Below are 22478 nucleotides of genomic sequence, written 5' to 3'. Positions count from 1 at the left end.
TGTTGGGATTTGAAGGTTGACCCCTCGAATCTCGACTATTGTCGCCCCATATCGGTTCGACAGCACGAAAGCGCGGTGGGCAGGGATGCCGGATTCCCTGTAAGCCGTTGGGAGAGCAGGCTATTTCGGGCTTTTGCAGTCCGTGAAGACAATCGTTGTGACGGGCGGGCGTGCCTATGCGCCCCGCGCGTTGTTTTGCGTTTTGAAGGTCTGAAGAACAGATTCAGGACATGACGGCCTGAAACTGGATTTTTGGTCCCCAAAGCGGGTTCGAAAAATTCAACCCGGGGAGCGGTGGCAACCGCGTCCTGGACGGCGCGCCCGGAGCGGGCGACGAAATGAGAGGCCACGATGGCGCAGCAGACATTCACCGGTCGCAAACGCGTTCGCAAGTTCTTCGGACACATCAAGGAAGTCGCCGAGATGCCGAACCTCATCGAGGTTCAGAAGGCGTCCTATGACCAGTTCCTGATGGTCGACGAACCCGTGGGCGGGCGTCTCGACGAGGGCCTGCAGGCGGTGTTCCGCTCGGTGTTCCCGATCTCCGACTTCTCGGGCACCTCGATGCTGGAATTCGTCCGCTACGAGTTCGAGCAGCCGAAATACGACGTCGACGAGTGCCGCCAGCGCGGCATGACCTTCGCGGCACCCCTCAAGGTGACGCTGCGCCTCATCGTGTTCGATATCGACGAGGAAACCGGCGCGAAGTCGGTGAAGGACATCAAGGAGCAGGACGTCTACATGGGCGACATCCCGCTCATGACGATGAATGGCACCTTCATCGTCAACGGCACCGAGCGCGTCATCGTCTCGCAGATGCACCGTTCGCCCGGCGTGTTCTTCGACCACGACAAGGGCAAGACCCATTCCTCGGGCAAGCTGCTGTTCGCCGCCCGCGTCATCCCGTATCGCGGCTCCTGGCTCGACATCGAGTTCGACGCCAAGGACATCGTCTATGCGCGTATCGACCGTCGCCGCAAGATTCCGGTGACGTCGCTGATGTTTGCGCTCGGCCTCGACGGCGAGGCGATTCTGTCCACGTTCTACAAGAAGATTCTCTACAAGCGGACCAAGGAAGGCTGGCGCGTTCCGTTCGACGCCAACCGTTTCCGCGGCTACTCGACCATCAACGACCTGATCGACGCCGACACCGGCAAGGTCGTGCTCGAGGCCGGCAAGAAGCTCACCGTGCGCGGTGCGCGTCAGATGCAGGAGAAGGGTCTGAAGGCGCTGCGGCTGTCCGATGAGGAGCTCGTCGGCAACTATCTCGCCGAGGACCTCGTCAACCCGAAGACCGGTGAGATCCACGCGGAAGCCGGTGAAGAGATCACCGACAAGTCGATGAAGGCCCTCAACGAGCAGGGCTACAAGGAACTGCCGCTGCTCGACATCGACCACGTCAATGTCGGCGCCTATATCCGCAACACGCTCTCGGCCGACAAGAACATGACGCGCGAGGACGCGCTGTTCGACATCTACCGCGTGATGCGTCCGGGCGAGCCGCCGACGCTGGATTCGGCGCAGGCGATGTTCCAGTCGCTGTTCTTCGACGCCGAGCGCTACGACCTGTCCGCGGTCGGCCGCGTCAAGATGAACATGCGCCTCGACCTCGATGCGCCCGACACCCAGCGTACGCTGCGCAAGGAAGACATCCTCTCCGTCATCAAGACGCTGGTGGATTTGCGCGACGGCAAGGGCGAGATCGACGACATCGACCATCTCGGCAACCGCCGTGTGCGCTCGGTCGGCGAGCTCATGGAGAACCAGTACCGCATCGGCCTGCTGCGCATGGAGCGCGCGATCAAGGAGCGCATGTCCTCGGTCGACATCGACACGGTCATGCCGCAGGACCTGATCAACGCGAAGCCGGCGGCTGCCGCCGTGCGCGAGTTCTTCGGTTCCTCGCAGCTCTCGCAGTTCATGGACCAGACCAACCCGCTGTCGGAGATCACCCACAAGCGCCGCCTCTCGGCGCTTGGACCGGGCGGTCTGACCCGCGAGCGCGCCGGCTTCGAGGTGCGCGACGTGCATCCGACGCATTACGGCCGCATCTGCCCGATCGAGACGCCGGAAGGTCCGAACATCGGCCTGATCAACTCGCTCGCGACCTTCGCGCGCGTGAACAAGTACGGCTTCGTCGAGACGCCGTACCGCAAGGTCAAGGACGGTCGCGTCACCGACGAGGTCGTGTACCTCTCGGCGATGGAAGAGGGTCGCTACACGGTCGCGCAGGCCAACGTGCCGCTCGACCCGAAGGGCCGCTTCACCGAGGACCTCGTGGTCTGCCGTCACGCCGGCGAAGTCTTGCCGGTGACGCCGGACAAGGTCGACTACATGGACGTGTCGCCGAAGCAGCTCGTTTCGGTCGCCGCGGCGCTGATTCCGTTCCTCGAGAACGACGACGCCAACCGCGCGCTGATGGGCTCGAACATGCAGCGCCAGGCGGTGCCGCTGGTTCGCGCCGAGGCGCCGTTCGTCGGCACCGGCATGGAAGGCGTCGTTGCGCGTGACTCGGGTGCCGCGATCGCGGCGCGCCGTTCGGGCGTGATCGACCAGATCGACGCGACCCGCGTCGTCATCCGCGCCACGGAAGATCTCGATCCGACCAAGTCGGGCGTCGATATCTACCGTCTGATGAAGTACCAGCGCTCCAACCAGTCGACCTGCATCAACCAGCGTCCGCTGGTGAAGGTCGGCGACATCGTCAAGAAGGGTGACATTATCGCCGACGGTCCCTCGACCGATCTCGGCGAACTCGCTCTGGGGCGGAACGTGCTGGTCGCGTTCATGCCGTGGAATGGCTACAACTTCGAAGATTCGATCCTGCTCTCCGAGCGGATCGTGAAGGAAGACGTCTTCACCTCGATCCACATCGAGGAGTTCGAGGTGATGGCCCGCGACACCAAGCTCGGCCCTGAGGAAATCACCCGCGACATTCCGAACGTCTCGGAAGAAGCGCTGAAGAACCTCGACGAAGCCGGTATCGTCTACATCGGCGCGGAAGTGCGCGCCGGCGACATCCTGGTCGGAAAGATCACGCCGAAGGGCGAAAGCCCGATGACGCCGGAAGAAAAGCTTCTGCGCGCCATCTTCGGCGAAAAGGCCTCCGACGTTCGCGACACCTCGCTGCGCGTTCCTCCGGGCGTGCAGGGCACGATTGTGGAAGTGCGCGTGTTCAACCGTCACGGCGTCGACAAGGACGAGCGTGCGCTTGCGATCGAGCGGGAAGAGATCGAGCGTCTGGCCAAGGACCGCGACGACGAGCAGGCGATCCTGGACCGCAACGTCTACAACCGTCTTGCCGAGCTCCTCGAGGGACGGCAGGGCATTGCGGGCCCGAAGGGCTTCAAGAAGGACACCAAGATCACCCGTGCGGTGCTTGAGGAGTACCCGAAGTCGCAGTGGTGGCTGTTCGCTTCGCCGAACGACAAGCTGATGGCCGAGATCGAGGCCATGCGGAAGCAGTACGACGAGTCGAAGAAGGGGCTGGAACAGCGCTTCCTCGACAAGGTCGAGAAGCTTCAGCGCGGTGATGAATTGCCGCCCGGCGTGATGAAGATGGTCAAGGTCTTCGTCGCGGTGAAGCGCAAGATCCAGCCCGGCGACAAGATGGCCGGCCGCCACGGCAACAAGGGCGTGGTGTCGAAGATCGTGCCGATCGAGGACATGCCGTTCCTCGAAGACGGCACGCATGCCGACATCGTGCTCAATCCGCTCGGCGTGCCCTCGCGCATGAACGTCGGACAGATCCTCGAGACCCATCTCGGCTGGGCTTGCGCCGGCCTCGGCAAGCGTATCGGCCAGACGGTCGATGCCTATCTGTCGAAGCAGGACATCAAGCCGCTGAAGGAAACCTTGAAGAAGGTCTACGGCGAGGACGAGACGATCAAGTCGCTCAACGACAACGAGTTGATCGAGCTTGGTCACAATCTGAGCCGCGGCGTGCCGATCGCGACGCCGGTGTTCGACGGCGCCAAGGAAGCCGACATCGAGGAGATGCTGAAGCTTGCCGGTCTCGACGCTTCGGGTCAGTCGACCGTCTATGACGGCCGTACCGGCGATGCCTTCGATCGTAAGGTGACGGTGGGCTACATCTACATGCTCAAGCTGCACCATCTCGTGGACGACAAGATCCACGCGCGTTCTATCGGTCCGTACTCGCTCGTCACCCAGCAGCCGCTGGGCGGCAAGGCGCAGTTCGGCGGTCAGCGCTTCGGCGAAATGGAGGTGTGGGCGCTCGAGGCTTACGGCGCGGCGTACACGCTCCAGGAGATGCTGACGGTGAAGTCGGACGACGTCGCCGGCCGTACCAAGGTGTACGAGGCGATCGTCCGCGGCGACGACACGTTCGAGGCCGGTATTCCGGAATCGTTCAACGTGCTGGTCAAGGAAATGCGCTCGCTCGGCCTCAACGTCGACCTGCACAACTCCAAGGTGGGACCGGCGCCGACGTCGGAAGCAGCCGAGTAATACGACCTTTCATGCCCGGCCTTCACGGCCGGGCATCGGCGCCCCTCCCGAGGCCTTGAGGGCAGGGCGCCCCGATTGAGTGATTTTCGAATTTGCGGCCGTAGGCGACCGGCACGCGAGGAGAAGACGATGAACCAAGAAATTATGAATCTCTTCAACCCGACGACTCCGGCTCAGGTCTTCGACCAGATCCGGATTTCGATCGCGTCTCCTGAGAAGATTCTGTCCTGGTCCTACGGCGAGATCAAGAAGCCGGAGACCATCAACTACCGTACCTTCAAGCCCGAGCGCGACGGCCTGTTCTGCGCCCGCATCTTCGGGCCGATCAAGGACTACGAGTGCTTGTGCGGCAAGTACAAGCGCATGAAGTACAAGGGCATCATCTGCGAGAAGTGCTCGGTCGAGGTCACGCTGTCGCGCGTCCGGCGCGAGCGCATGGGCCATATCGAGCTCGCAGCCCCCGTCGCCCACATCTGGTTCCTGAAGTCGCTGCCCTCGCGCATCGGCCTTCTGCTGGATATGACGCTGAAGGATCTCGAGCGGATTCTCTACTTCGAATATTACGTCGTGCTCGAGCCGGGTCTCACCGCGCTCAAGGACCGTCAGCTGCTGTCGGAAGACGAGTATCTGAAGGCGCAGGACGAGTACGGCCAGGATTCCTTCACCGCCATGATCGGCGCGGAAGCGATCCGCGAGCTGCTCAAGGGCATGGACCTCGAGAAGCTCGAAGCCACCTTGCGCCTCGAGATGCAGGAGACCGACTCCGACATCAAGCACAAGAAGCTCGCCAAGCGCCTGAAGATCGTGGAAGCGTTCCGCCACTCCGGCAATAAGCCGGAATGGATGATCATGACCGTGGTTCCGGTGATCCCGCCGGACCTGCGTCCGCTGGTGCCGCTGGACGGCGGCCGCTTCGCGACCTCAGACCTCAACGACCTCTACCGCCGTGTCATCAACCGCAACAACCGCTTGAAGCGGCTGATGGAGCTGCGCGCGCCCGACATCATCATCCGCAACGAGAAGCGCATGCTTCAGGAAGCGGTCGATGCGCTGTTCGACAACGGCCGCCGCGGCCGTGTCATCACGGGTGCCAACAAGCGTCCGCTGAAGTCGCTCGCCGACATGCTCAAGGGCAAGCAGGGCCGCTTCCGTCAGAACCTGCTCGGCAAGCGCGTCGACTATTCGGGCCGTTCGGTGATCGTGGTCGGTCCCGAGCTGCGCCTGCATCAGTGCGGCCTGCCGAAGAAGATGGCGCTCGAGCTGTTTAAGCCGTTCATCTACTCGCGGCTTGACGCCAAGGGCCTGTCCACCACCGTGAAGCAGGCGAAGAAGCTGGTCGAGAAGGAGCGGCCCGAGGTCTGGGACATCCTGGACGAGGTCATCCGCGAGCATCCGGTGCTGCTCAACCGCGCACCGACGCTGCATCGTCTCGGCATTCAGGCGTTCGAGCCCGTGCTGATCGAGGGCAAGGCGATCCAGCTGCATCCGCTGGTCTGCGCCGCGTTCAACGCCGACTTCGACGGCGACCAGATGGCCGTGCACGTTCCGCTGTCGCTCGAGGCGCAGCTGGAAGCGCGCGTCCTGATGATGTCGACCAACAACATCCTGCATCCGGCGAACGGCCAGCCGATCATCGTGCCATCGCAGGACATCGTGCTCGGTCTCTACTACGTCTCGATCATGCGCGAAGGTCTGCCCGGCGAGGGCAAGATCTTCGGCGACATGGCCGAGCTCGAGCACGCGCTGCACGCGAAGGTCATCCACCTCCACACCAAGATCAAGTATCGGTGGCAGGGCATGGACGAGACCGGCAAGGTCTCGACGCGCTGGATCGAGACCACCGCGGGCCGCGTCATGCTCGGCAACCTGCTGCCGAAGAACCCGCGGATTTCGTACGAGATCATCAACAAGCTGATGACCAAGCGCGAAATCTCGGGCGTGATCGACCAGGTCTACCGTCACTGCGGCCAGAAGGAGACTGTGATCTTCTGCGACCGCATCATGGCGCTCGGCTTCTACAACGCGTTCAAGGCCGGCATCTCGTTCGGCAAGGACGACATGGTTGTGCCGCACTCCAAGTGGAAGATCGTCGACACCACCCGTACGCTGGCGAAGGATTTCGAGCAGCAGTACAACGACGGTCTGATCACCCATGGCGAGAAGTACAACAAGGTCGTCGACGCCTGGTCGAAGGCCACGGAAGAAATCGCCAAGGCGATGATGAAGGAGATCTCCTCGACCAAGAAGACGGCGAGCGGGGCGGATGCCGACATCAACTCGATCTACATGATGGCTCACTCCGGTGCCCGCGGTTCGCCGGCCCAGATGCGCCAGCTCGCCGGCATGCGCGGCCTGATGGCCAAGCCGTCGGGTGAGATCATCGAGACGCCGATCATCTCGAACTTCAAGGAAGGCCTCTCGGTGCTCGAGTACTTCAACTCGACCCACGGCGCCCGTAAGGGCCTCGCGGACACCGCGTTGAAGACCGCGAACTCGGGCTACCTGACCCGTCGTCTCGTCGACGTGGCGCAGGACTGCATCATCACGCAGAACGACTGCGGCACCAAGCTCGGCATCAAGATGCGCGCCATCGTCGATGCCGGCACCGTGGTTGCCTCGCTCGGCTCGCGCATCCTCGGCCGTACGGCCTGCGAAGACGTGCGTGACAGCTCGGGCAAGGTGATCATCAAGCGCGGTACGCTGATGGAAGAGAGCCATCTGGATGCCATCCACCAGGGTGGCGTGCAGGAGGTGAAGATCCGCTCGGCACTGACCTGCGAGCTCGTCAACGGCATCTGCGGCATGTGCTACGGCCGCGACCTCGCCCGCGGCACGCCGGTCAACCACGGTGAAGCCGTCGGCGTCATCGCGGCGCAGTCGATCGGCGAGCCCGGCACCCAGCTGACCATGCGCACCTTCCACATCGGTGGTGCGGCGCAGCTCAACGAGCAGTCGTTCGTCGAATCCAACTTCGACGGCAAGATCGTGATCCGGAACAAGGCCATCGCCCGCAACAGCGAAGGTCACCTGGTCGCGATGGTCCGCAACATGGTGATCGCGATCGTCGATGCCGACGGCACCGAGCGTGCGACGCACCGTATCCAGTACGGTTCGCGCCTGCACGTCGACGAGGGCGACACCGTCAAGCGCGGCCAGCGCATCGTCGAGTGGGATCCCTACACCCGTCCGCTGCTCACCGAAGTCGAAGGTACCATCGGCTTCGAGGATCTGGTCGAGGGGCAGTCGATCTCGGAAACGCTTGACGAGGCCACCGGTATCGCCAAGCGCGTGGTCATCGACTGGCGCTCGACCCGCGGCGGCGCGGACCTCCGTCCGGCCATCGTGGTCAAGGGCAAGGACGGCAAGGTGCTCAAGCTCGCCCGTGGCGGCGATGCCCGCTACATGCTGTCGGTCGACGCCATTCTCTCGGTCGACGTCGGAGCCAAGGTCAATACGGGCGACATCCTCGCCCGTGTCTCGACCGAAAGCGCCAAGACGCGTGACATCACCGGCGGTCTGCCGCGGGTGGCGGAACTGTTCGAGGCACGGCGTCCGAAGGATGCGGCGATCATCGCCGAAATCTCGGGCACCATCCGGTTCGGACGCGACTACAAGAACAAGCGTCGCATCTCGATCGAGCCGATGGACAAGACCGACGAGGCACGCGAGTACCTGATCCCGAAGGGTAAGCACATCCACCTTCAGGACGGCGACGTCGTCGAAAAGGGCGACTTCATCGTCGAAGGCAACCCGGCGCCGCACGACATCCTGGCGGTCAAGGGCATCGAGGAGCTTGCGGCCTATCTGGTCAACGAGATCCAGGAAGTCTACCGGCTCCAGGGCGTGCTCATCAACGACAAGCACATCGAGGTGATTGTCCGTCAGATGCTCCAGAAGGTGGAAGTCACCGACCAGGGCGATACGGACATGATCTCCGGCGAGCAGGTCGACAAGATCGAGTTCGACGCGCTCAACGAGAAGGCGAAGGAAGAGGGCAAGAAGATCGCTACGGGAACGCCGGTTCTGCTCGGCATCACCAAGGCGAGCCTCCAGACCCGCTCCTTCTTCTCGGCGGCCTCGTTCCAGGAGACCACCCGCGTCCTCACGGAAGCGGCGGTCAACGGCAAGGTCGATCCGCTCGAAGGTCTCAAGGAGAACGTCATCGTCGGCCGGCTGATCCCGGCGGGCACCGGCGCCTCCATGGCCAAGATCCGCGAAGTCGCGATGAAGCGCGACAAGCTGATCCTGGACGAGCGCGAGAAGCAGGCGGCCGTCGTGTCGCCCGCGCCGGAAGCGGAGCTTCCTGCGCTGCCTCCTGCGGAATAATCGTTCATCCGTAGGAATACCGAGGACAATGAAAAGGCCGGCGCAAGCCGGCCTTTTTGCTGCTTTGTTTGCCTGTTGCGGTGCAGGATCAACCTTTGTTCATCTTTCCTTCAGGCGCAAAAGCGCTTCTGCTAAGGGAAGTTAGACCGGTGGTCCCGTGACGGGGGCAGGGCCGGAGACCACGGAACTCATATGCTTGATCTCGCAATCGTAGGCGGCGGCCCCGGCGGGCTGATGAGCGCCTGGTACTTGAAACGTAAGCTCGGCGACCTCTGCCGCATCACCATCTACGAGGCCTCCGACCGGCTCGGCGGCAAGATCGTCACGCGCAAATTCGATTCCGCGCCGGCGATGTACGAGGCCGGCGTTGCCGAGATCTACGACTACTCGATGACGGGTCCCGATCCGCTGCGCGAGCTGATCCAGCATTTCGGACTTCAGACCATTCCGATGGACGCCGAGCAGGTGCAGTTCGGCGGCGAGCTCCTCAACGACGTCGCGGGCATGCGCCGCAAATACGGCGCCAAGACTGCGGCTGCGATCGAGGCGTTCCGGAACCGCTGCGCCGAGGCGATGACGCCGATCGAATATTACGAGGGCGTCGGCGCGCACGACAACGAGAATCCCTGGGCCTACAAGACCGCCGAGCAGGTGCTCGACGAGGAGGTCGAGGACGAAACCGCAAAGCGTTTCTTCAAGGTGATGGCGCGCTCCGACATCGCGACCGAAAGCCACAACACCAACGGGCTCAACGCGCTCAAGAACTACCTGATGGATGTCGACGGCTATATCGGCCTCTATTCCATACAGAACGGCAACGAGCAGCTGATCGAGTGCCTGCAGTCGGAGGTCAACGCCGACATCCAACTCAATCACCGCGTGCTCACCGTCGGCAAGGCGCCGACCGGCCGCTACCAGCTGAAGATGATGAACGGCAAGGGGCCGGAGACGCGCGACTTCGACCTCGTGCTGGTCTGCCTGCCGCATTCGTGGCTCGCGACCATGGGCTGGGAAGGCGAGCAGCTCCGCAAGTCGATGGTCAAGCACGTCTCTTATTTCGATCGGCCCGCGCACTATCTGCGCGTCTCGATCCTGTTCGACGCGCCGTTCTGGGGCGAGAAGATTTCCGGCGCCTGGTTCATGTCGGAAGCCTTCGGCGGCTGCTGCGTCTACAACGAGGGCGCGCGTCATGACATCGGCAAGCACGGCGTGCTGAACTGGCTGATTCCCGGCTCCGACGCGCTGGCCTTCGCCAATCTGTCGGATCAGGAGCTGATCGACGCCGCACTGAAATCGCTGCCCGCCTCGCTCGGCGATGCGCGTTCGCATTTCGTGGAAGGCAAGATCCACCGCTGGCTGTCGTCGGTGAACGCCATCCCCGGCGGTCTGCCCGTGCGCGACGTCATGACCAATCACCGGCCGGAGCCGAAGGAGCATCCCGGCATCGTGGTGGTCGGCGATTATCTGTTCGACTCCACGCTGAACGGTCTGCTCGACTCCTCGGACGCGGCGACCGACATCATCCTGACCGAGATGATGCGCCTGCGCCGCGAGCGCGCACAGGAGGAGGGCGAGCCGGTCTCGGACAAGATCGACCGCGACTATTTCGAGAACTATCGCGGCCTCGGTCCCTACAGCGACGCCTGGCACCACTTCACCGATCCCGATTATCTCACCAAGCTGATCGGCATCGTCTGGGGCAAGGCCAGGGGCGCCAAGCTGTTGGTCGCGGGCTCGGCCAGCGGCGAACTGGTGGGCGCGCTGCGCGACCGCGGCATCGACGCCTTCGGCATCGAGAACAACCGCGCCATCCACGCCAGGACGCCGAAGGCGCTGAAGAAATACAACAAGCTCGGCTCGATCACCGACATGCCGTTCAAGGACGGCGCCTTCGACTTCGTGTTCGAGACCAGCCTCTGCCATGTTTCCCCGAAGCAGGTGGTCCGCGCGATCCGCGAACTGAACCGCGTGGTCAAGACCGGCCTCGTGTTCGGCTCGATCACCTCGGACATGGCTTCGGTGGTGATCGACCGCTACGACCTGCTGCGCGGCGTCAAGAAGCTCGGCACCTGGTGGGAATGGTCCGAGCTGTTCTTCGGCAACGGCTTCGACCTGTCGATGCATCGCAAGGACTGCACCGATGCGCTCTGGGAGGCGACGCTTGCCGCCAACAAGGGCCCGGGCCAGTGGTACGCCGACGCCGACAGCCTGCGTTATTCCTTCTTCGACAAGGTCGAGGACGAGGACGACGACTAGAGACAGGATCGGACCGGCCTAGCCAATTGCTTTGCCGAATTCGTCATGATCGCATAGAATCGGTGCGATAGCGGTTGCCGCTATTTCCTGCTTTCTCCGCGGTCATGCCGGCCGTCAGCATCGGTTGGTTTCATGGCGTCCAAGCCCCTCCCGCCCGACAAACAGAAACTCGCCACGGAAGAGGCGGCCGAGCTCGACGACAAGCTTGTCCCCGTCAAGGCGGACCTCGAAGACGACGAGGACGACGAAGACGAAGAAGATGACGAGCTGGAGCTCGACGACGACGATGAGGACGAGGAGCTCGTCGTCTTTACCGCGCGCGAGGCCGCAGGCGCGCTCGCGACCATCCTGGGTTTCGTCAAGCCGTTCCTGTCCAACTACAAGCGGATGCTGTCATTCGTGGCGTTCGGCGTCTGCGTCGAGACGCTGTTCAACGTCATCATGCCGCTCAGCCTGAAGTACCTGATCGACGACGCGCTCGGTGAGGAGGATTTCCAGGCGCTCTACAGGATCCTCGGCGTGCTCGCGGTCGCCGGCATCTTCACCTCGATCGTGGCGGTCTGGTACGAGCGCTGGGACGCCAGGCTGGCTGCCTGCATCATCTCCGACGTCCGCAAGCGCGTGTTCGAGCACGTCCAGGACCTGCCGGCGGCCTATTTCGGCCGCACCAAGCGCGGCGAGATCCTGTCGCGCTTTTCCGTCGACCTTTCGGCCTTCGAGGGCTCGGTCAAGACCTTCGCCAACAGTGCGGCGCTGCCGTTCCTGGAATTGATCGCCGGCATCATCCTGATGTTGTTCCTGAACTGGCAGCTCGCCGCGGTCGCGCTGCTGGTGTTCCCGATCACGCTGATCGGGCCGCGCATCCTCACCCCGAAGGCGGTGCAGGCCAATTACGAGCAGAAGCAGAACGAGAGCGCGCTGCTCGGCATGGTGCAGGAGAGCGTGGCCGCGCAGGCCGTGATCAAGGCGTTCAGCCTGCAACGCAAGATGTTCGGCTTCTTCAGCTTCCGCAACGACGAGACCCGCCGCAAGATCGCTTCCGCTGCGTTCCTGTCGACCATGGTGGAGCGGACGGTCACCATTTCGGTGCTGCTGCTGCACCTCGTCGTGCTCGCGATCGGCGCCTATCTGGCGACCAAGGGCCAGATCACCATCGGCACCTTCGTCACCTTCGAGAGCGCGTTCTGGGAGGTCTCCTACAACATCGCCCACGTGATGCACTTCATCCCGGTGTCGATCTCCTCGGCCGCCGCGATCCGCCACATGCAGGAGCTGCTGGACGAGCCGACGCGCGGCGCCGATCGTCCGGGCGCGCCCGATCTGCCGCGCATCACCAACGACATCACCTTCGACCACGTGACGTTCCAGTACGAAGGCAGCCAGACGCCGGTGCTGGACAATCTCAGCCTCAAGCTCAACGCCGGCAAGCGCATCGCCATCGTCGGCCCCTCGGGCTCCGGCAAGAGCACGCTGCTCAATCTGATCCTGCGGCTGTACGTGCCCAACGAGGGGCGCGTCGCCATCGACGGCGTCGACGTCCGCAAGGTGACGCTGGATTCGCTGCGCCGGAGCATGGCGGTGGTGTTCCAGGAGAACATGCTGTTCAACATGTCGATTCGCGAGAACATCCGGCTCGGCAAGGAAGGCGCGACCGACGAGGAGGTGGAGAACGCCGCCAAGAAGGCCGAGATCCACCGCTACATCATGAGCCTGCCGCAGCGCTACGACACGCCGGTCGGCGAGCGCGGCGATACGCTGTCGGGCGGCCAGCGCCAGCGCATCGCGATTGCGCGCGCGGTCATCCGTAACCCTTCCGTGCTGCTGCTGGACGAAGCCACCTCGGCGCTCGACCAGACCACCGAGGCCGCGATCAACCGTACGCTGCTGAAGGTCGCGAAGGGGCGCACCATGATCTGGTCGACCCATCGCCTGACCTCCGTGGTCGAGATGGACGAGATCATCGTGATCTCAGGGGGCAGGGCGATCGAGCGCGGCTCGCATGCCGAGCTGCTCGCCAGGAACGGCACCTATCGCAAGCTGTGGAACGACCAGATCCACCAGCCGCATGGCGCTGTGGCTCAGGCCGATGACGACAGCGACGATGACGACGAGGATGACGACGACCTTGACGAGGATGATGAGGACGAGGACGACGAGGAGGCGTGACCGAGGAAGTTCGGCTCCAGATGAATTGCTCCTCCGAGCGGCCGCAGCAAGCCTTGAACTGACCAAGCGATGAAGCGCGCCCAGCGCTGCGCGGTCCAGTAGGGACTCGTCGCGGTCGAGACGGAGCGGAACTCGAACGCCTTCGCCGCCGACCATTCGTCGCAGGCCCGCTTGACCGGATCGGCGTAGAAGGTGGCGATCTTGTCCGTATCCATCCCGTCGGAGGCGAGCCAATCCGGGATATGGACGTTGCAGAGCCGCTCGACGTCGGTGAAGACCTTGTCACAGCCGGTGCCGGCGGCGGGGCAGGAGGTCGAGAACGCATCGCCCACCAGCACGAGGCCGGGCTGGCCGCTTGCGTCGTTCACATAGAGGTCGATCGGACGGATCTTGATCTCGCCGGCGATGTCGAAGGCGCCGGTGATGCGCTTGAGCCGGGGCAGGGCGGCGTTCAGCGTCTCGGCTGGCGCGCGGCGCAGCTCGCGCAGCCATGGGTCGTCGACGCCGCGATAGACGAACAGATTGGCGCGCATCCGCGGACCGGTCGGAAACAGCGTGATGTAGGGGATTCGGTCGCTCGGCCGTTCCGAGAAATAGGTCAGTGCCGGGAAGTCGAACGAATTCCGCCCCGCCGGCACCACGTCGAACCCGATCGAGATCGAATGGCAGGCGCTGATGACTTTTCGCGCGATGCCGAGCTGGTGGCGCAGGCCGACGTTCAGACCGTTGGCGAGCACGACCAGCCGGGCCGAGATCGTCTCCTCATTGGCGAGCGTGATCTTTTGCCGCTCCGGGCTCGTCTCGAGCGAGACCGCCTTGGCGCAGATGCGCTCGACGCCGGCAGGGATCTCGTCGCGGACGGCGTTGACGAGCGAATCGTAGAGGATGTTGAACTGCCGACTCGGCGCCTTGTCGAGCAACCGGCCGAATCGGGCGATCCAGTTTTCGCCGGCAAAAGTCGCGCGGCGCAGCACCGATTCTCCGATTCCGGTCTTCAGGAATCGCTCGACCTGGACGTGACCACTGAGTTTTTCGACTCGAAAGTCCGCCGGATAGCTCTCATGCGGGTCGATCAGCACCGTCGAAATGCCGGCGCGGCCGAGCATTGCGGCGGCGGTCGAGCCGGATAATCCCCCGCCGATAATGGCAATGTCGGTGTACCGCATGGTGCAAATCTCTGCCGCAGGCGTCAGATTGACGCATCAACAGGAAAAAAAGCCTTAGCAAGGGTTATAAAAGTACATTTAACCCGGGTATAAATTGTTTTTGGGCTGGCGGAACAGGCGTCCGGTCCCCATATCCGGCAGGCGCGGTGAGTGCGGGTAAACAGCGATTTCGTCAGGTGGCAGAAGCGTTTTCTGACTGTCGTTTCACCTTGACTTGGCCGACTCTCACTTATAGAAAGCGCCTCACTTAACGACAGGCGGTGAGCATCGCCAGCGTCGGAACGGGCCACCCGTTGATCTCCAGGGATCTGATCCTCAGGGATCGCTAAGACGGGCACCAACCTCGACGAATGCCGCTCAAACGCTGTCGATCATAGCTAGGCAATGCCAGTGCGATTTTAGGTCTCTTGAGCTCGTTCTCTTGAGATCGAATTCGGATGCATGACCTCGGTGCGCGGGCCGCAGCTTTATGCTGATTGGCCTGAAACTGCGGTCCTCTGTGGCGTCGTAACGCTTTCCGCTCGGTGATGGAGCGGTTGGCGCAATTTCGCTTTGTGCGGATTGTTCCGTGCGAGGCGACCTCGTCGGGCGGGTGGCCCGAAAAGAATTGCGGATCCGGCAACGGGCCGCGCCAAGACAGCGGACCCGGAAGGGACCGCGGCAGAACAAAGGGTAAGGCCAGGATGCCGACGATCAACCAGCTGATCGCTCAACCGCGTGAAGTGCAGAAGTCGCGCAAGAAGGTGCCGGCGCTGCAGCAGTCGCCGCAGAAGCGTGGTGTTTGCACCCGCGTCTACACCACGACCCCGAAGAAGCCGAACTCGGCGCTTCGTAAGGTCGCCAAGGTGCGCCTGACGAACGGCTTCGAGGTGATCGGCTACATCCCCGGCGAAGGTCATAACCTCCAGGAGCACTCGGTGGTCATGATCCGCGGCGGCCGCGTCAAGGACTTGCCCGGCGTGCGCTACCACATCGTCCGCGGCGTTCTGGATACCCAGGGCGTCAAGAACCGTAAGCAGCGTCGTTCGAAGTACGGCGCGAAGCGTCCGAAGTAAGCGGGAACCAGCTCAATGTCTCGTCGCCACTCAGCGGAAAAGCGCGAAGTTCTTCCCGATCCGAAGTTCGGGAACATCATCGTCACGAAGTTCATGAACTCGGTGATGTACGCCGGCAAGAAGTCGGTCGCCGAAGGCATCGTCTACGGTGCGTTCGGCATCATCGAAGCCAAGACCAAGCAGAGCCCCCTCGGCGTGTTCGAGCAGGCACTCGAGAACGTCATGCCGACGATCGAAGTGCGCTCCCGCCGCGTCGGCGGCGCGACCTACCAGGTGCCGGTCGAAGTTCGTTCGGTGCGCCGTCAGGCGCTGGGCATCCGCTGGCTGATCTCGGCCGCGCGCGATCGCAACGAGAAGACGATGACCGAGCGGCTCTCGGCTGAGCTGCTCGACGCCTCGAACAACCGCGGCAACGCCGTCAAGAAGCGCGAAGACGTGCACCGGATGGCGGAAGCCAACCGCGCCTTCTCGCACTATCGCTGGTAACGGCGAAACACGGAATCTAAGGATCAGCCCATGCCTCGCGTTCATGCCATAGAGAACTACCGCAATTTCGGTATCATGGCGCATATCGATGCCGGCAAGACCACGACCACCGAGCGCATCCTCTATTACACCGGCAAGAGCCACAAGATCGGCGAAGTGCACGAAGGTGCCGCGACGATGGACTGGATGGAGCAGGAGCAGGAGCGTGGCATCACGATCACCTCGGCTGCAACCACCGCCTTCTGGGCCGGCAAGCGCCTGAACATCATCGACACCCCCGGCCACGTCGACTTCACCATTGAAGTCGAGCGTTCGCTGCGCGTGCTCGACGGCGCCGTCTGCGTGCTCGACTCGAACCAGGGCGTCGAGCCCCAGACCGAGACCGTCTGGCGCCAGGGCGACAAGTACAAGGTTCCGCGCATCGTCTTCGCCAACAAGATGGACAAGACGGGTGCCGACTTCTTCAAGTGTCTGGCCGACATCGTTGACCGCCTCGGCGCCAAGCCGATCGCGATCCAGCTTCCGATCGGTGCCGAGAACAACTTCAAGGGTCTCGTCGACCTCGTGAAGATGCAGGGCATCATCTGGAACGATGAATCGCTCGGCGCGAAGTTCGACTATGTCGACATCCCGGAAGATATGGTCGAGCAGGCCAAGGAATACCGCGAGAAGATGGTGGAAGCCGCCGTCGAGCTCGACGATGACGCATTGGCCGCCTTCCTCGACGGCAACGAGCCGGATGAAGCGACGCTGAAGCGGCTGATCCGCAAGGCGGTGCTGACCGGCGCGTTCTATCCCGTGCTGTGCGGCTCGGCCTTCAAGAACAAGGGTGTGCAGCCGCTGCTCGACGCCGTCGTCGACTATCTGCCGTCGCCGATCGACGTGCCGGCGATCAAGGGCACCGACGACCGCGGCAACGAGGTCGTGCGCAAGGCCGACGACAAGGAGCCGCTCGCGCTGCTCGCGTTCAAGATCATGGACGACCCGTTCGTCGGCACCATCACCTTCTGCCGCATCTACTCCGGCGTCCTGCAGAGCGGCACCGGTGTCGTGAACTCGACGCGCGAGAAGAAGGAGCGCATCGGGCGCATGCTGCTGATGCATGCGAACAACCGCGAGGACATCAAGGAAGCCTATGCCGGCGACATCGTCGCACTGGCCGGCCTGAAGGAAGCGCGCACCGGTGACACGCTGTGCGATCCCGACAAGCAGGTGATCCTGGAGAAGATGGAATTCCCCGAGCCGGTCATCGAGATCGCGATCGAGCCGAAGTCCAAGGCCGACCAGGAAAAGCTGGGCGTGGCGCTGGCGAAGCTCGCCGCGGAGGATCCGTCCTTCCGCGTGTCGACCGACCAGGAGTCCGGCCAGACCATCCTCAAGGGCATGGGCGAACTCCATCTCGACATCAAGGTCGACATCCTCAGGCGTACCTACAAGGTCGACGCCAACATCGGCGCGCCGCAGGTTGCGTTCCGTGAGCGCGTCACCAAGAAGGCCGAGGTCAAGTACACCCACAAGAAGCAGACCGGCGGTACCGGTCAGTTCGCGGAAGTGTCGATCGTGGTCGAGCCGAACGAGCCCGGCAAGGGCTACGAGTTCGAGTCCAAGATCGTCGGCGGTGCGGTTCCGAAGGAATACATCCCCGGCGTCGAAAAGGGCCTCAACAGCGTGATGGGCTCTGGTGTCGTCGCGGGCTTCCCCGTGGTCGACGTCAAGGTTCAGCTCGTCGACGGCAAGTACCACGACGTCGACTCGTCGGCGCTCGCCTTCGAAATCGCATCGCGCGCGGCATTCCGCGAAGCGCTGCAGAAGGGCAAGTCCGTCCTGCTCGAGCCGATCATGAAGGTCGAAGTGGTGACCCCGGAAGACTACACCGGCTCGGTCATCGGCGACCTGAATTCCCGGCGCGGTCAGATCCAGGGGCAGGACATGCGCGGCAACGCCAACGTCATCAACGCGATGGTGCCGCTCATGAACATGTTCGGGTACGTGAACAACCTGCGCTCGATGAGCCAGGGTCGCGCGACCTTCACCATGCAGTTCGACCACTACGCAGAAGCGCCGGCCAATGTGTCGGCAGAAGTCCAGAAGAAGTTTGCCTGATTGTCGTCGGTCTCGAACTGACGATTGAACGGAGAGTCAAATGGCCAAAGCAAAGTTTGAACGTAACAAACCGCACTGCAACATCGGCACCATCGGTCACGTCGACCATGGCAAGACGTCGTTGACGGCTGCGATCACCAAGATCCTCGCCGAGACCGGCGGTGCGACGTTCACGGCGTACGACCAGATCGACAAGGCGCCGGAAGAGAAGGCGCGCGGCATCACGATCTCGACGGCGCACGTCGAGTACGAGACCAAGAACCGCCACTATGCCCACGTCGACTGCCCCGGCCACGCCGACTACGTGAAGAACATGATCACCGGCGCCGCCCAGATGGACGGTGCGATCCTGGTCGTGTCGGCCGCTGACGGCCCGATGCCGCAGACCCGCGAGCACATCCTGCTCGCCCGCCAGGTCGGCGTGCCCGCGCTCGTCGTGTTCCTCAACAAGTGCGACATGGTCGACGATCCGGAACTCCTCGAGCTCGTCGAGCTCGAAGTCCGCGAGCTGCTCTCGAAGTACGACTTCCCGGGCGACAAGATCCCGATCATCAAGGGTTCGGCGCTCGCCGCTCTCGAAGATTCCGACAAGAAGCTCGGCCATGACGCCATCCTCGAGCTGATGAAGAATGTCGACGAGTACATTCCGCAGCCGGAGCGTCCGGTCGACCAGCCCTTCCTGATGCCGGTTGAAGACGTGTTCTCGATCTCGGGCCGCGGCACCGTCGTGACCGGCCGTGTCGAGCGCGGCATCGTCAAGGTCGGCGAGGAAATCGAGATCGTCGGTCTGCGCGCCACGCAGAAGACCACGGTCACGGGCGTCGAAATGTTCCGCAAGCTGCTCGATCAGGGCCAGGCCGGCGACAACATCGGTGCGCTGCTCCGCGGCACCAAGCGCGAGGACGTCGAGCGCGGCCAGGTGCTGTGCAAGCCGGGTTCGGTCAAGCCGCACACCAAGTTCAAGGCTGAGGCCTACATCCTCACCAAGGAAGAGGGCGGCCGCCACACCCCGTTCTTCACCAACTACCGTCCGCAGTTCTACTTCCGCACCACCGACGTGACCGGTGTCGTGCATCTGCCGGAAGGCACCGAGATGGTGATGCCGGGCGACAACATCGCGATGGAAGTGCACCTGATCGTGCCGATCGCGATGGAAGAGAAGCTCCGTTTCGCGATCCGCGAGGGTGGCCGCACCGTCGGCGCCGGCGTCGTCGCCTCGATCATCGAGTAATTACGAGAATAGGGATTGGCGCGTAGCGAGTTTGACATTCGCTATTCGCTATTCGCCACCCCCCACTAAAGAGAGACCACGGCAATGAACGGCCAAAACATTCGTATCCGTCTCAAGGCGTTCGACCATCGTATCCTCGATACGTCGACCCGCGAGATCGTGAACACGGCGAAGCGCACCGGCGCGCAGGTCCGCGGACCCATTCCGCTGCCCACCCGCATCGAGAAGTTCACCGTCAACCGTTCGCCGCACGTCGACAAGAAGAGCCGCGAGCAGTTCGAGATGCGCACCCACAAGCGCCTGCTCGATATCGTCGATCCGACCCCGCAGACCGTCGATGCTTTGATGAAGCTCGACTTGGCCGCCGGTGTCGACGTCGAGATCAAGCTCTAAGATTTTTGGATCACGTTCGCGACTAGCGGACAGAAAGAACAGGAAGCACGCCGATGCGCTCCGGAGTGATCGCACAAAAGGTCGGGATGACGCGGGTCTTTACAGAGGCCGGCGAACATATCCCCGTGACCGTGCTGAAGCTCGGCAATTGCCAGGTCGTAGGCCACCGCACTGAAGAGAAGAACGGTTACGTCGCGCTCCAGCTTGGTTCTGGCAGCCGCAAGACCGTGTACATGCCCAAGGCAGAGCGCGGCCAGTTCGCGGTCGCCAAGGTCGAGCCGAAGCGGCAGGTCGAGGAATTCCGCGTCTCCGCGGATGCCATGATCCCCGTTGGCGCCGAGATCCTTGCCGATCATTTCGTCGTCGGCCAGTTCGTTGACGTCACCGGCACGTCGGTCGGTAAGGGCTTCGCCGGCGGTATGAAGCGCTGGAACTTCGGTGGTCTGCGCGCCACCCACGGTGTGTCGGTCTCGCACCGCTCGATCGGTTCGACCGGTGGCCGTCAGGACCCCGGCAAGACCTGGAAGAACAAGAAGATGCCCGGCCACATGGGTGTCGACCGCATCACCACGCTCAACCTTCGAGTCGTTCAGCTCGATGTCGAGCGCGGCCTGATCCTCGTCGAAGGCGCCGTTCCCGGCTCCAAGGGCGGCTGGATCCGCGTGCGCGACGCTGTCAAGAAGCCGCTGCCGAAGGATGCTCCGAAGCCCGGCAAGTTCAAGGTTGCTGGCGAAGCGGACGCTGCTCCGGCTGCGCAGGAGGCGTGAGATGGAATTGAAGGTCACGACCCTCGAAGGTAAGGAAGCCGGCTCGGTCCAGCTTTCCGACGCCATTTTCGGCCTCGAGCCGCGCCAGGACATCATTGCGCGTTGCGTGCAGTGGCAGCTCAACAAGCGTCAGGCCGGCACTCACAAGGCCAAGGGCCGCGCCGAGATCTGGCGCACCGGCAAGAAGATGTACAAGCAGAAGGGCACCGGCGGTGCTCGTCACGGCTCGGCCCGCGTGCCGCAGTTCCGCGGCGGTGGCCGTGCCTTCGGTCCGGTGGTGCGTTCGCACGCCACCGACCTGCCGAAGAAGGTCCGCGCGCTTGCCCTCAAGCATGCGCTGTCGGCCAAGGCCAAGGACGGCGATCTGCTGGTGATCGACAAGGCCGCGCTGGAAGCCGCGAAGACCAAGGCGCTGCTCGGCCACTTCTCGGGCCTCGGCTTGACCAACGCGCTGATCATCGACGGCGCCGAGCTCAACAACGGCTTTGCCGCTGCGGCCCGCAACATCCCGAACATGGACGTGCTGCCGATCCAGGGCATCAACGTCTATGACATCCTGCGCCGTCAGAAGCTCGTTCTGACCAAGGCCGCCATCGATGCGCTGGAGGCGCGCTTCAAATGACGAAGAACATCGAGCCTCGCCACTACGACGTGATCTTGTCGCCGGTCGTGACCGAAAAGGCGACGATCGCCTCGGAGCACAACAAGGTCCTGTTCAAGGTGGCCGCGAAGGCGACCAAGCCGCAGATCAAGGAAGCGATCGAGAAGCTGTTCGACGTCAAGGTCAAGAGCGTCAACACGCTGGTCCGCAAGGGCAAGACCAAGATCTTCCGCGGCAATCTCGGCTCGCAGTCGAACAGCAAGCGCGCGATCGTGACCCTCGAAGAGGGTCACCGGATCGACGTGACCACCGGTCTGTAAGGTCGTACGACGATGGCACTGAAAAAATTCAATCCCACGACGCCGGGCCAGCGCCAGCTGGTCATGGTCGATCGTTCGGCCCTCTACAAGGGCAAGCCGGTCAAGGCGCTCACCGAAGGCAAGCACTCCTCGGGCGGTCGCAACAACACCGGTCGCATCACCGTGCGCTTCCGCGGCGGCGGTCACAAGCAGACGCTGCGCATCGTCGACTTCAAGCGCGACAAGGTCGATGCGCCCGCGACGGTCGAACGGCTGGAATACGATCCGAACCGCACCGCGTTCATCGCACTGGTCAAGTACGAAGACGGCACCCAGGCCTATATCCTGGCGCCGCAGCGCCTTGCCGTCGGTGATTCCGTGGTTGCCGGCAACTATGTCGACGTGAAGCCGGGCAACGTCATGCCGCTCGGCAACATGCCGGTCGGCACGATCATCCACAACATCGAGGTCAAGATCGGGAAGGGCGGCCAGCTCGCTCGTTCCGCCGGCACCTACGCCCAGCTCGTCGGCCGCGACCACGACTATGTGATCATCCGCCTGAACTCGGGCGAGCAGCGCCTGGTGCACGGCCGTTGCCGCGGCACGATCGGCGCGGTGTCGAACCCGGATCACATGAACACCTCGATCGGCAAGGCCGGCCGCAACCGTTGGCTGGGCCGCAAGCCGCATAACCGCGGTGTTTCGATGAACCCGATCGACCATCCGCACGGCGGTGGTGAAGGTCGTACCTCGGGCGGTCGCCACCCGGTCACCCCGTGGGGCAAGCCGACCAAGGGCAAGAAGACCCGCAGCAACAAGTCGACCAACAAATTCATTCTCCTAAGCCGCCACAAGCGGAAGAAGTAAGGAACGCCGGACATGGTTCGTTCAGTCTGGAAAGGCCCGTTCGTCGAGGGTTCTCTGCTCAAGAAGGCAGATGCCGCCCGTGCGTCCGGCCGTCACGACGTCATCAAGATCTGGAGCCGTCGCTCGACGATCCTGCCGCAGTTCGTCGGCCTGACCTTCGGTGTCTACAACGGTCAGAAGCACGTACCGGTTGCCGTCAACGAGGAAATGGTCGGTCACAAGTTCGGCGAGTTCTCGCCGACCCGTACCTTCCATGGCCACTCCGGCGACAAGAAAGCCAAGAAGGCTTGAG

Annotated in this window: 15 protein-coding genes; 14 read left to right on the top strand and 1 reads right to left on the bottom strand. The window is 63.1% G+C overall.

The window, feature by feature from the left end; genetic code table 11:
- The first annotated feature begins 351 nt into the window (after positions 1-351).
- The 4 genes from rpoB to HAP41_RS31060 all read left to right on the top strand — a co-directional run bounded on the left by rpoB (position 352) and on the right by HAP41_RS31060 (position 13218).
- Entirely contained in the window at positions 352-4470 is a 4119-nt protein-coding gene (rpoB, locus tag HAP41_RS31075) for a DNA-directed RNA polymerase subunit beta (RefSeq protein WP_085405453.1), read from the top strand.
- 129 nt (positions 4471-4599) lie between these two features.
- Complete coding sequence (gene rpoC, locus HAP41_RS31070) at positions 4600-8796, top strand: DNA-directed RNA polymerase subunit beta' (RefSeq protein ID WP_071912831.1); 4197 nt, start codon at positions 4600-4602, stop codon at positions 8794-8796.
- A 192-nt stretch (positions 8797-8988) separates the two neighbouring features.
- The gene (locus HAP41_RS31065) at positions 8989-11052 is read left to right on the top strand and encodes an FAD-dependent oxidoreductase (RefSeq protein ID WP_166092811.1); all 2064 of its coding nucleotides are present in this window, start codon (positions 8989-8991) and stop codon (positions 11050-11052) included.
- A gap of 132 nt (positions 11053-11184) precedes the next feature.
- Positions 11185-13218, top strand: coding sequence for an ABC transporter ATP-binding protein (locus HAP41_RS31060; protein WP_166092815.1), 2034 nt, complete (start codon positions 11185-11187; stop codon positions 13216-13218).
- Here HAP41_RS31060 and HAP41_RS31055 read toward each other — a convergent pair.
- Positions 13131-14384, bottom strand: a complete 1254-nt coding sequence (locus HAP41_RS31055) for an FAD-dependent oxidoreductase (RefSeq protein WP_166092819.1) — start codon at positions 14382-14384, stop codon at positions 13131-13133. The genes HAP41_RS31060 and HAP41_RS31055 overlap by 88 nt on opposite strands.
- 683 nt (positions 14385-15067) lie before the next feature.
- On the opposite strand from HAP41_RS31055, the gene rpsL reads away from it, so the two are divergent.
- The 10 genes from rpsL (at position 15068) to rpsS (ending at position 22477) form a co-directional block, all read left to right on the top strand.
- A complete protein-coding gene (gene rpsL / locus HAP41_RS31050) occupies positions 15068-15439 on the top strand; it encodes a 30S ribosomal protein S12 (RefSeq protein ID WP_166092826.1) in 372 nt (123 codons plus the stop codon).
- Between the two features lie 15 nt (positions 15440-15454).
- The gene (rpsG, locus tag HAP41_RS31045) at positions 15455-15925 is read left to right on the top strand and encodes a 30S ribosomal protein S7 (RefSeq protein ID WP_063982575.1); all 471 of its coding nucleotides are present in this window, start codon (positions 15455-15457) and stop codon (positions 15923-15925) included.
- Between the two features lie 30 nt (positions 15926-15955).
- Complete coding sequence (fusA, locus tag HAP41_RS31040; protein WP_166092849.1) at positions 15956-18028, top strand: elongation factor G; 2073 nt, start codon at positions 15956-15958, stop codon at positions 18026-18028.
- Between the two features lie 40 nt (positions 18029-18068).
- On the top strand, positions 18069-19259 hold the full coding sequence (gene tuf, locus HAP41_RS31035; protein WP_063982577.1) for an elongation factor Tu: 1191 nt from the start codon (positions 18069-18071) through the stop codon (positions 19257-19259).
- Positions 19260-19343: 84 nt separating this feature from the next.
- Entirely contained in the window at positions 19344-19652 is a 309-nt protein-coding gene (rpsJ, locus tag HAP41_RS31030; protein WP_002712302.1) for a 30S ribosomal protein S10, read from the top strand.
- 53 nt (positions 19653-19705) lie between these two features.
- Positions 19706-20419 carry a 50S ribosomal protein L3 gene (gene rplC, locus HAP41_RS31025; protein ID WP_063982578.1) on the top strand — a complete coding sequence of 238 codons (714 nt, stop codon included), beginning with the start codon at positions 19706-19708 and terminating at the stop codon, positions 20417-20419.
- Between the two features lies 1 nt (position 20420).
- Positions 20421-21041, top strand: a complete 621-nt coding sequence (gene rplD, locus HAP41_RS31020; protein WP_011088150.1) for a 50S ribosomal protein L4 — start codon at positions 20421-20423, stop codon at positions 21039-21041.
- Positions 21038-21340 (top strand): 50S ribosomal protein L23, encoded by a 303-nt coding sequence (locus HAP41_RS31015; protein ID WP_007603019.1) that lies wholly within the window; start codon positions 21038-21040, stop codon positions 21338-21340. Before rplD ends, HAP41_RS31015 begins: the two co-directional genes overlap by 4 nt.
- A gap of 12 nt (positions 21341-21352) precedes the next feature.
- Positions 21353-22186: a 50S ribosomal protein L2 gene (gene rplB / locus HAP41_RS31010; protein WP_028152985.1), complete on the top strand. Its 834-nt coding sequence runs from the start codon at positions 21353-21355 to the stop codon at positions 22184-22186.
- Positions 22187-22198: 12 nt separating this feature from the next.
- A complete protein-coding gene (gene rpsS / locus HAP41_RS31005; RefSeq protein WP_008136357.1) occupies positions 22199-22477 on the top strand; it encodes a 30S ribosomal protein S19 in 279 nt (92 codons plus the stop codon).
- The last annotated feature ends 1 nt before the right edge of the window (position 22478 follow it).

The sequence above is a fragment of the Bradyrhizobium barranii subsp. apii genome (assembly GCF_011516635.5).
Lineage (GTDB): Bacteria > Pseudomonadota > Alphaproteobacteria > Rhizobiales > Xanthobacteraceae > Bradyrhizobium > Bradyrhizobium barranii.
The sequence above is the reverse complement of the archived record's forward strand: the minus strand, read 5'-3'. Positions and strand labels throughout refer to the sequence as shown.

Bases quoted from the DNA above. Each gene is read 5' to 3' on its own strand.
- rplC (WP_063982578.1), top strand. From the start codon at position 19,706: ATGCGCTCCGGAGTGATCGCACAAAAGGTCGGGATGACGCGGGTCTTT.
- rpsJ (WP_002712302.1), top strand. From the start codon at position 19,344: ATGAACGGCCAAAACATTCGTATCCGTCTCAAGGCGTTCGACCATCGT.
- rplD (WP_011088150.1), top strand. From the start codon at position 20,421: ATGGAATTGAAGGTCACGACCCTCGAAGGTAAGGAAGCCGGCTCGGTC.
- rpsL (WP_166092826.1), top strand. From the start codon at position 15,068: ATGCCGACGATCAACCAGCTGATCGCTCAACCGCGTGAAGTGCAGAAG.
- rpoB (WP_085405453.1), top strand. From the start codon at position 352: ATGGCGCAGCAGACATTCACCGGTCGCAAACGCGTTCGCAAGTTCTTC.
- fusA (WP_166092849.1), top strand. From the start codon at position 15,956: ATGCCTCGCGTTCATGCCATAGAGAACTACCGCAATTTCGGTATCATG.
- rpsS (WP_008136357.1), top strand. From the start codon at position 22,199: ATGGTTCGTTCAGTCTGGAAAGGCCCGTTCGTCGAGGGTTCTCTGCTC.
- rpoC (WP_071912831.1), top strand. From the start codon at position 4,600: ATGAACCAAGAAATTATGAATCTCTTCAACCCGACGACTCCGGCTCAG.
- HAP41_RS31015 (WP_007603019.1), top strand. From the start codon at position 21,038: ATGACGAAGAACATCGAGCCTCGCCACTACGACGTGATCTTGTCGCCG.
- rpsG (WP_063982575.1), top strand. From the start codon at position 15,455: ATGTCTCGTCGCCACTCAGCGGAAAAGCGCGAAGTTCTTCCCGATCCG.
- tuf (WP_063982577.1), top strand. From the start codon at position 18,069: ATGGCCAAAGCAAAGTTTGAACGTAACAAACCGCACTGCAACATCGGC.
- HAP41_RS31060 (WP_166092815.1), top strand. From the start codon at position 11,185: ATGGCGTCCAAGCCCCTCCCGCCCGACAAACAGAAACTCGCCACGGAA.
- HAP41_RS31055 (WP_166092819.1), bottom strand. From the start codon at position 14,384: ATGCGGTACACCGACATTGCCATTATCGGCGGGGGATTATCCGGCTCG.
- HAP41_RS31065 (WP_166092811.1), top strand. From the start codon at position 8,989: ATGCTTGATCTCGCAATCGTAGGCGGCGGCCCCGGCGGGCTGATGAGC.
- rplB (WP_028152985.1), top strand. From the start codon at position 21,353: ATGGCACTGAAAAAATTCAATCCCACGACGCCGGGCCAGCGCCAGCTG.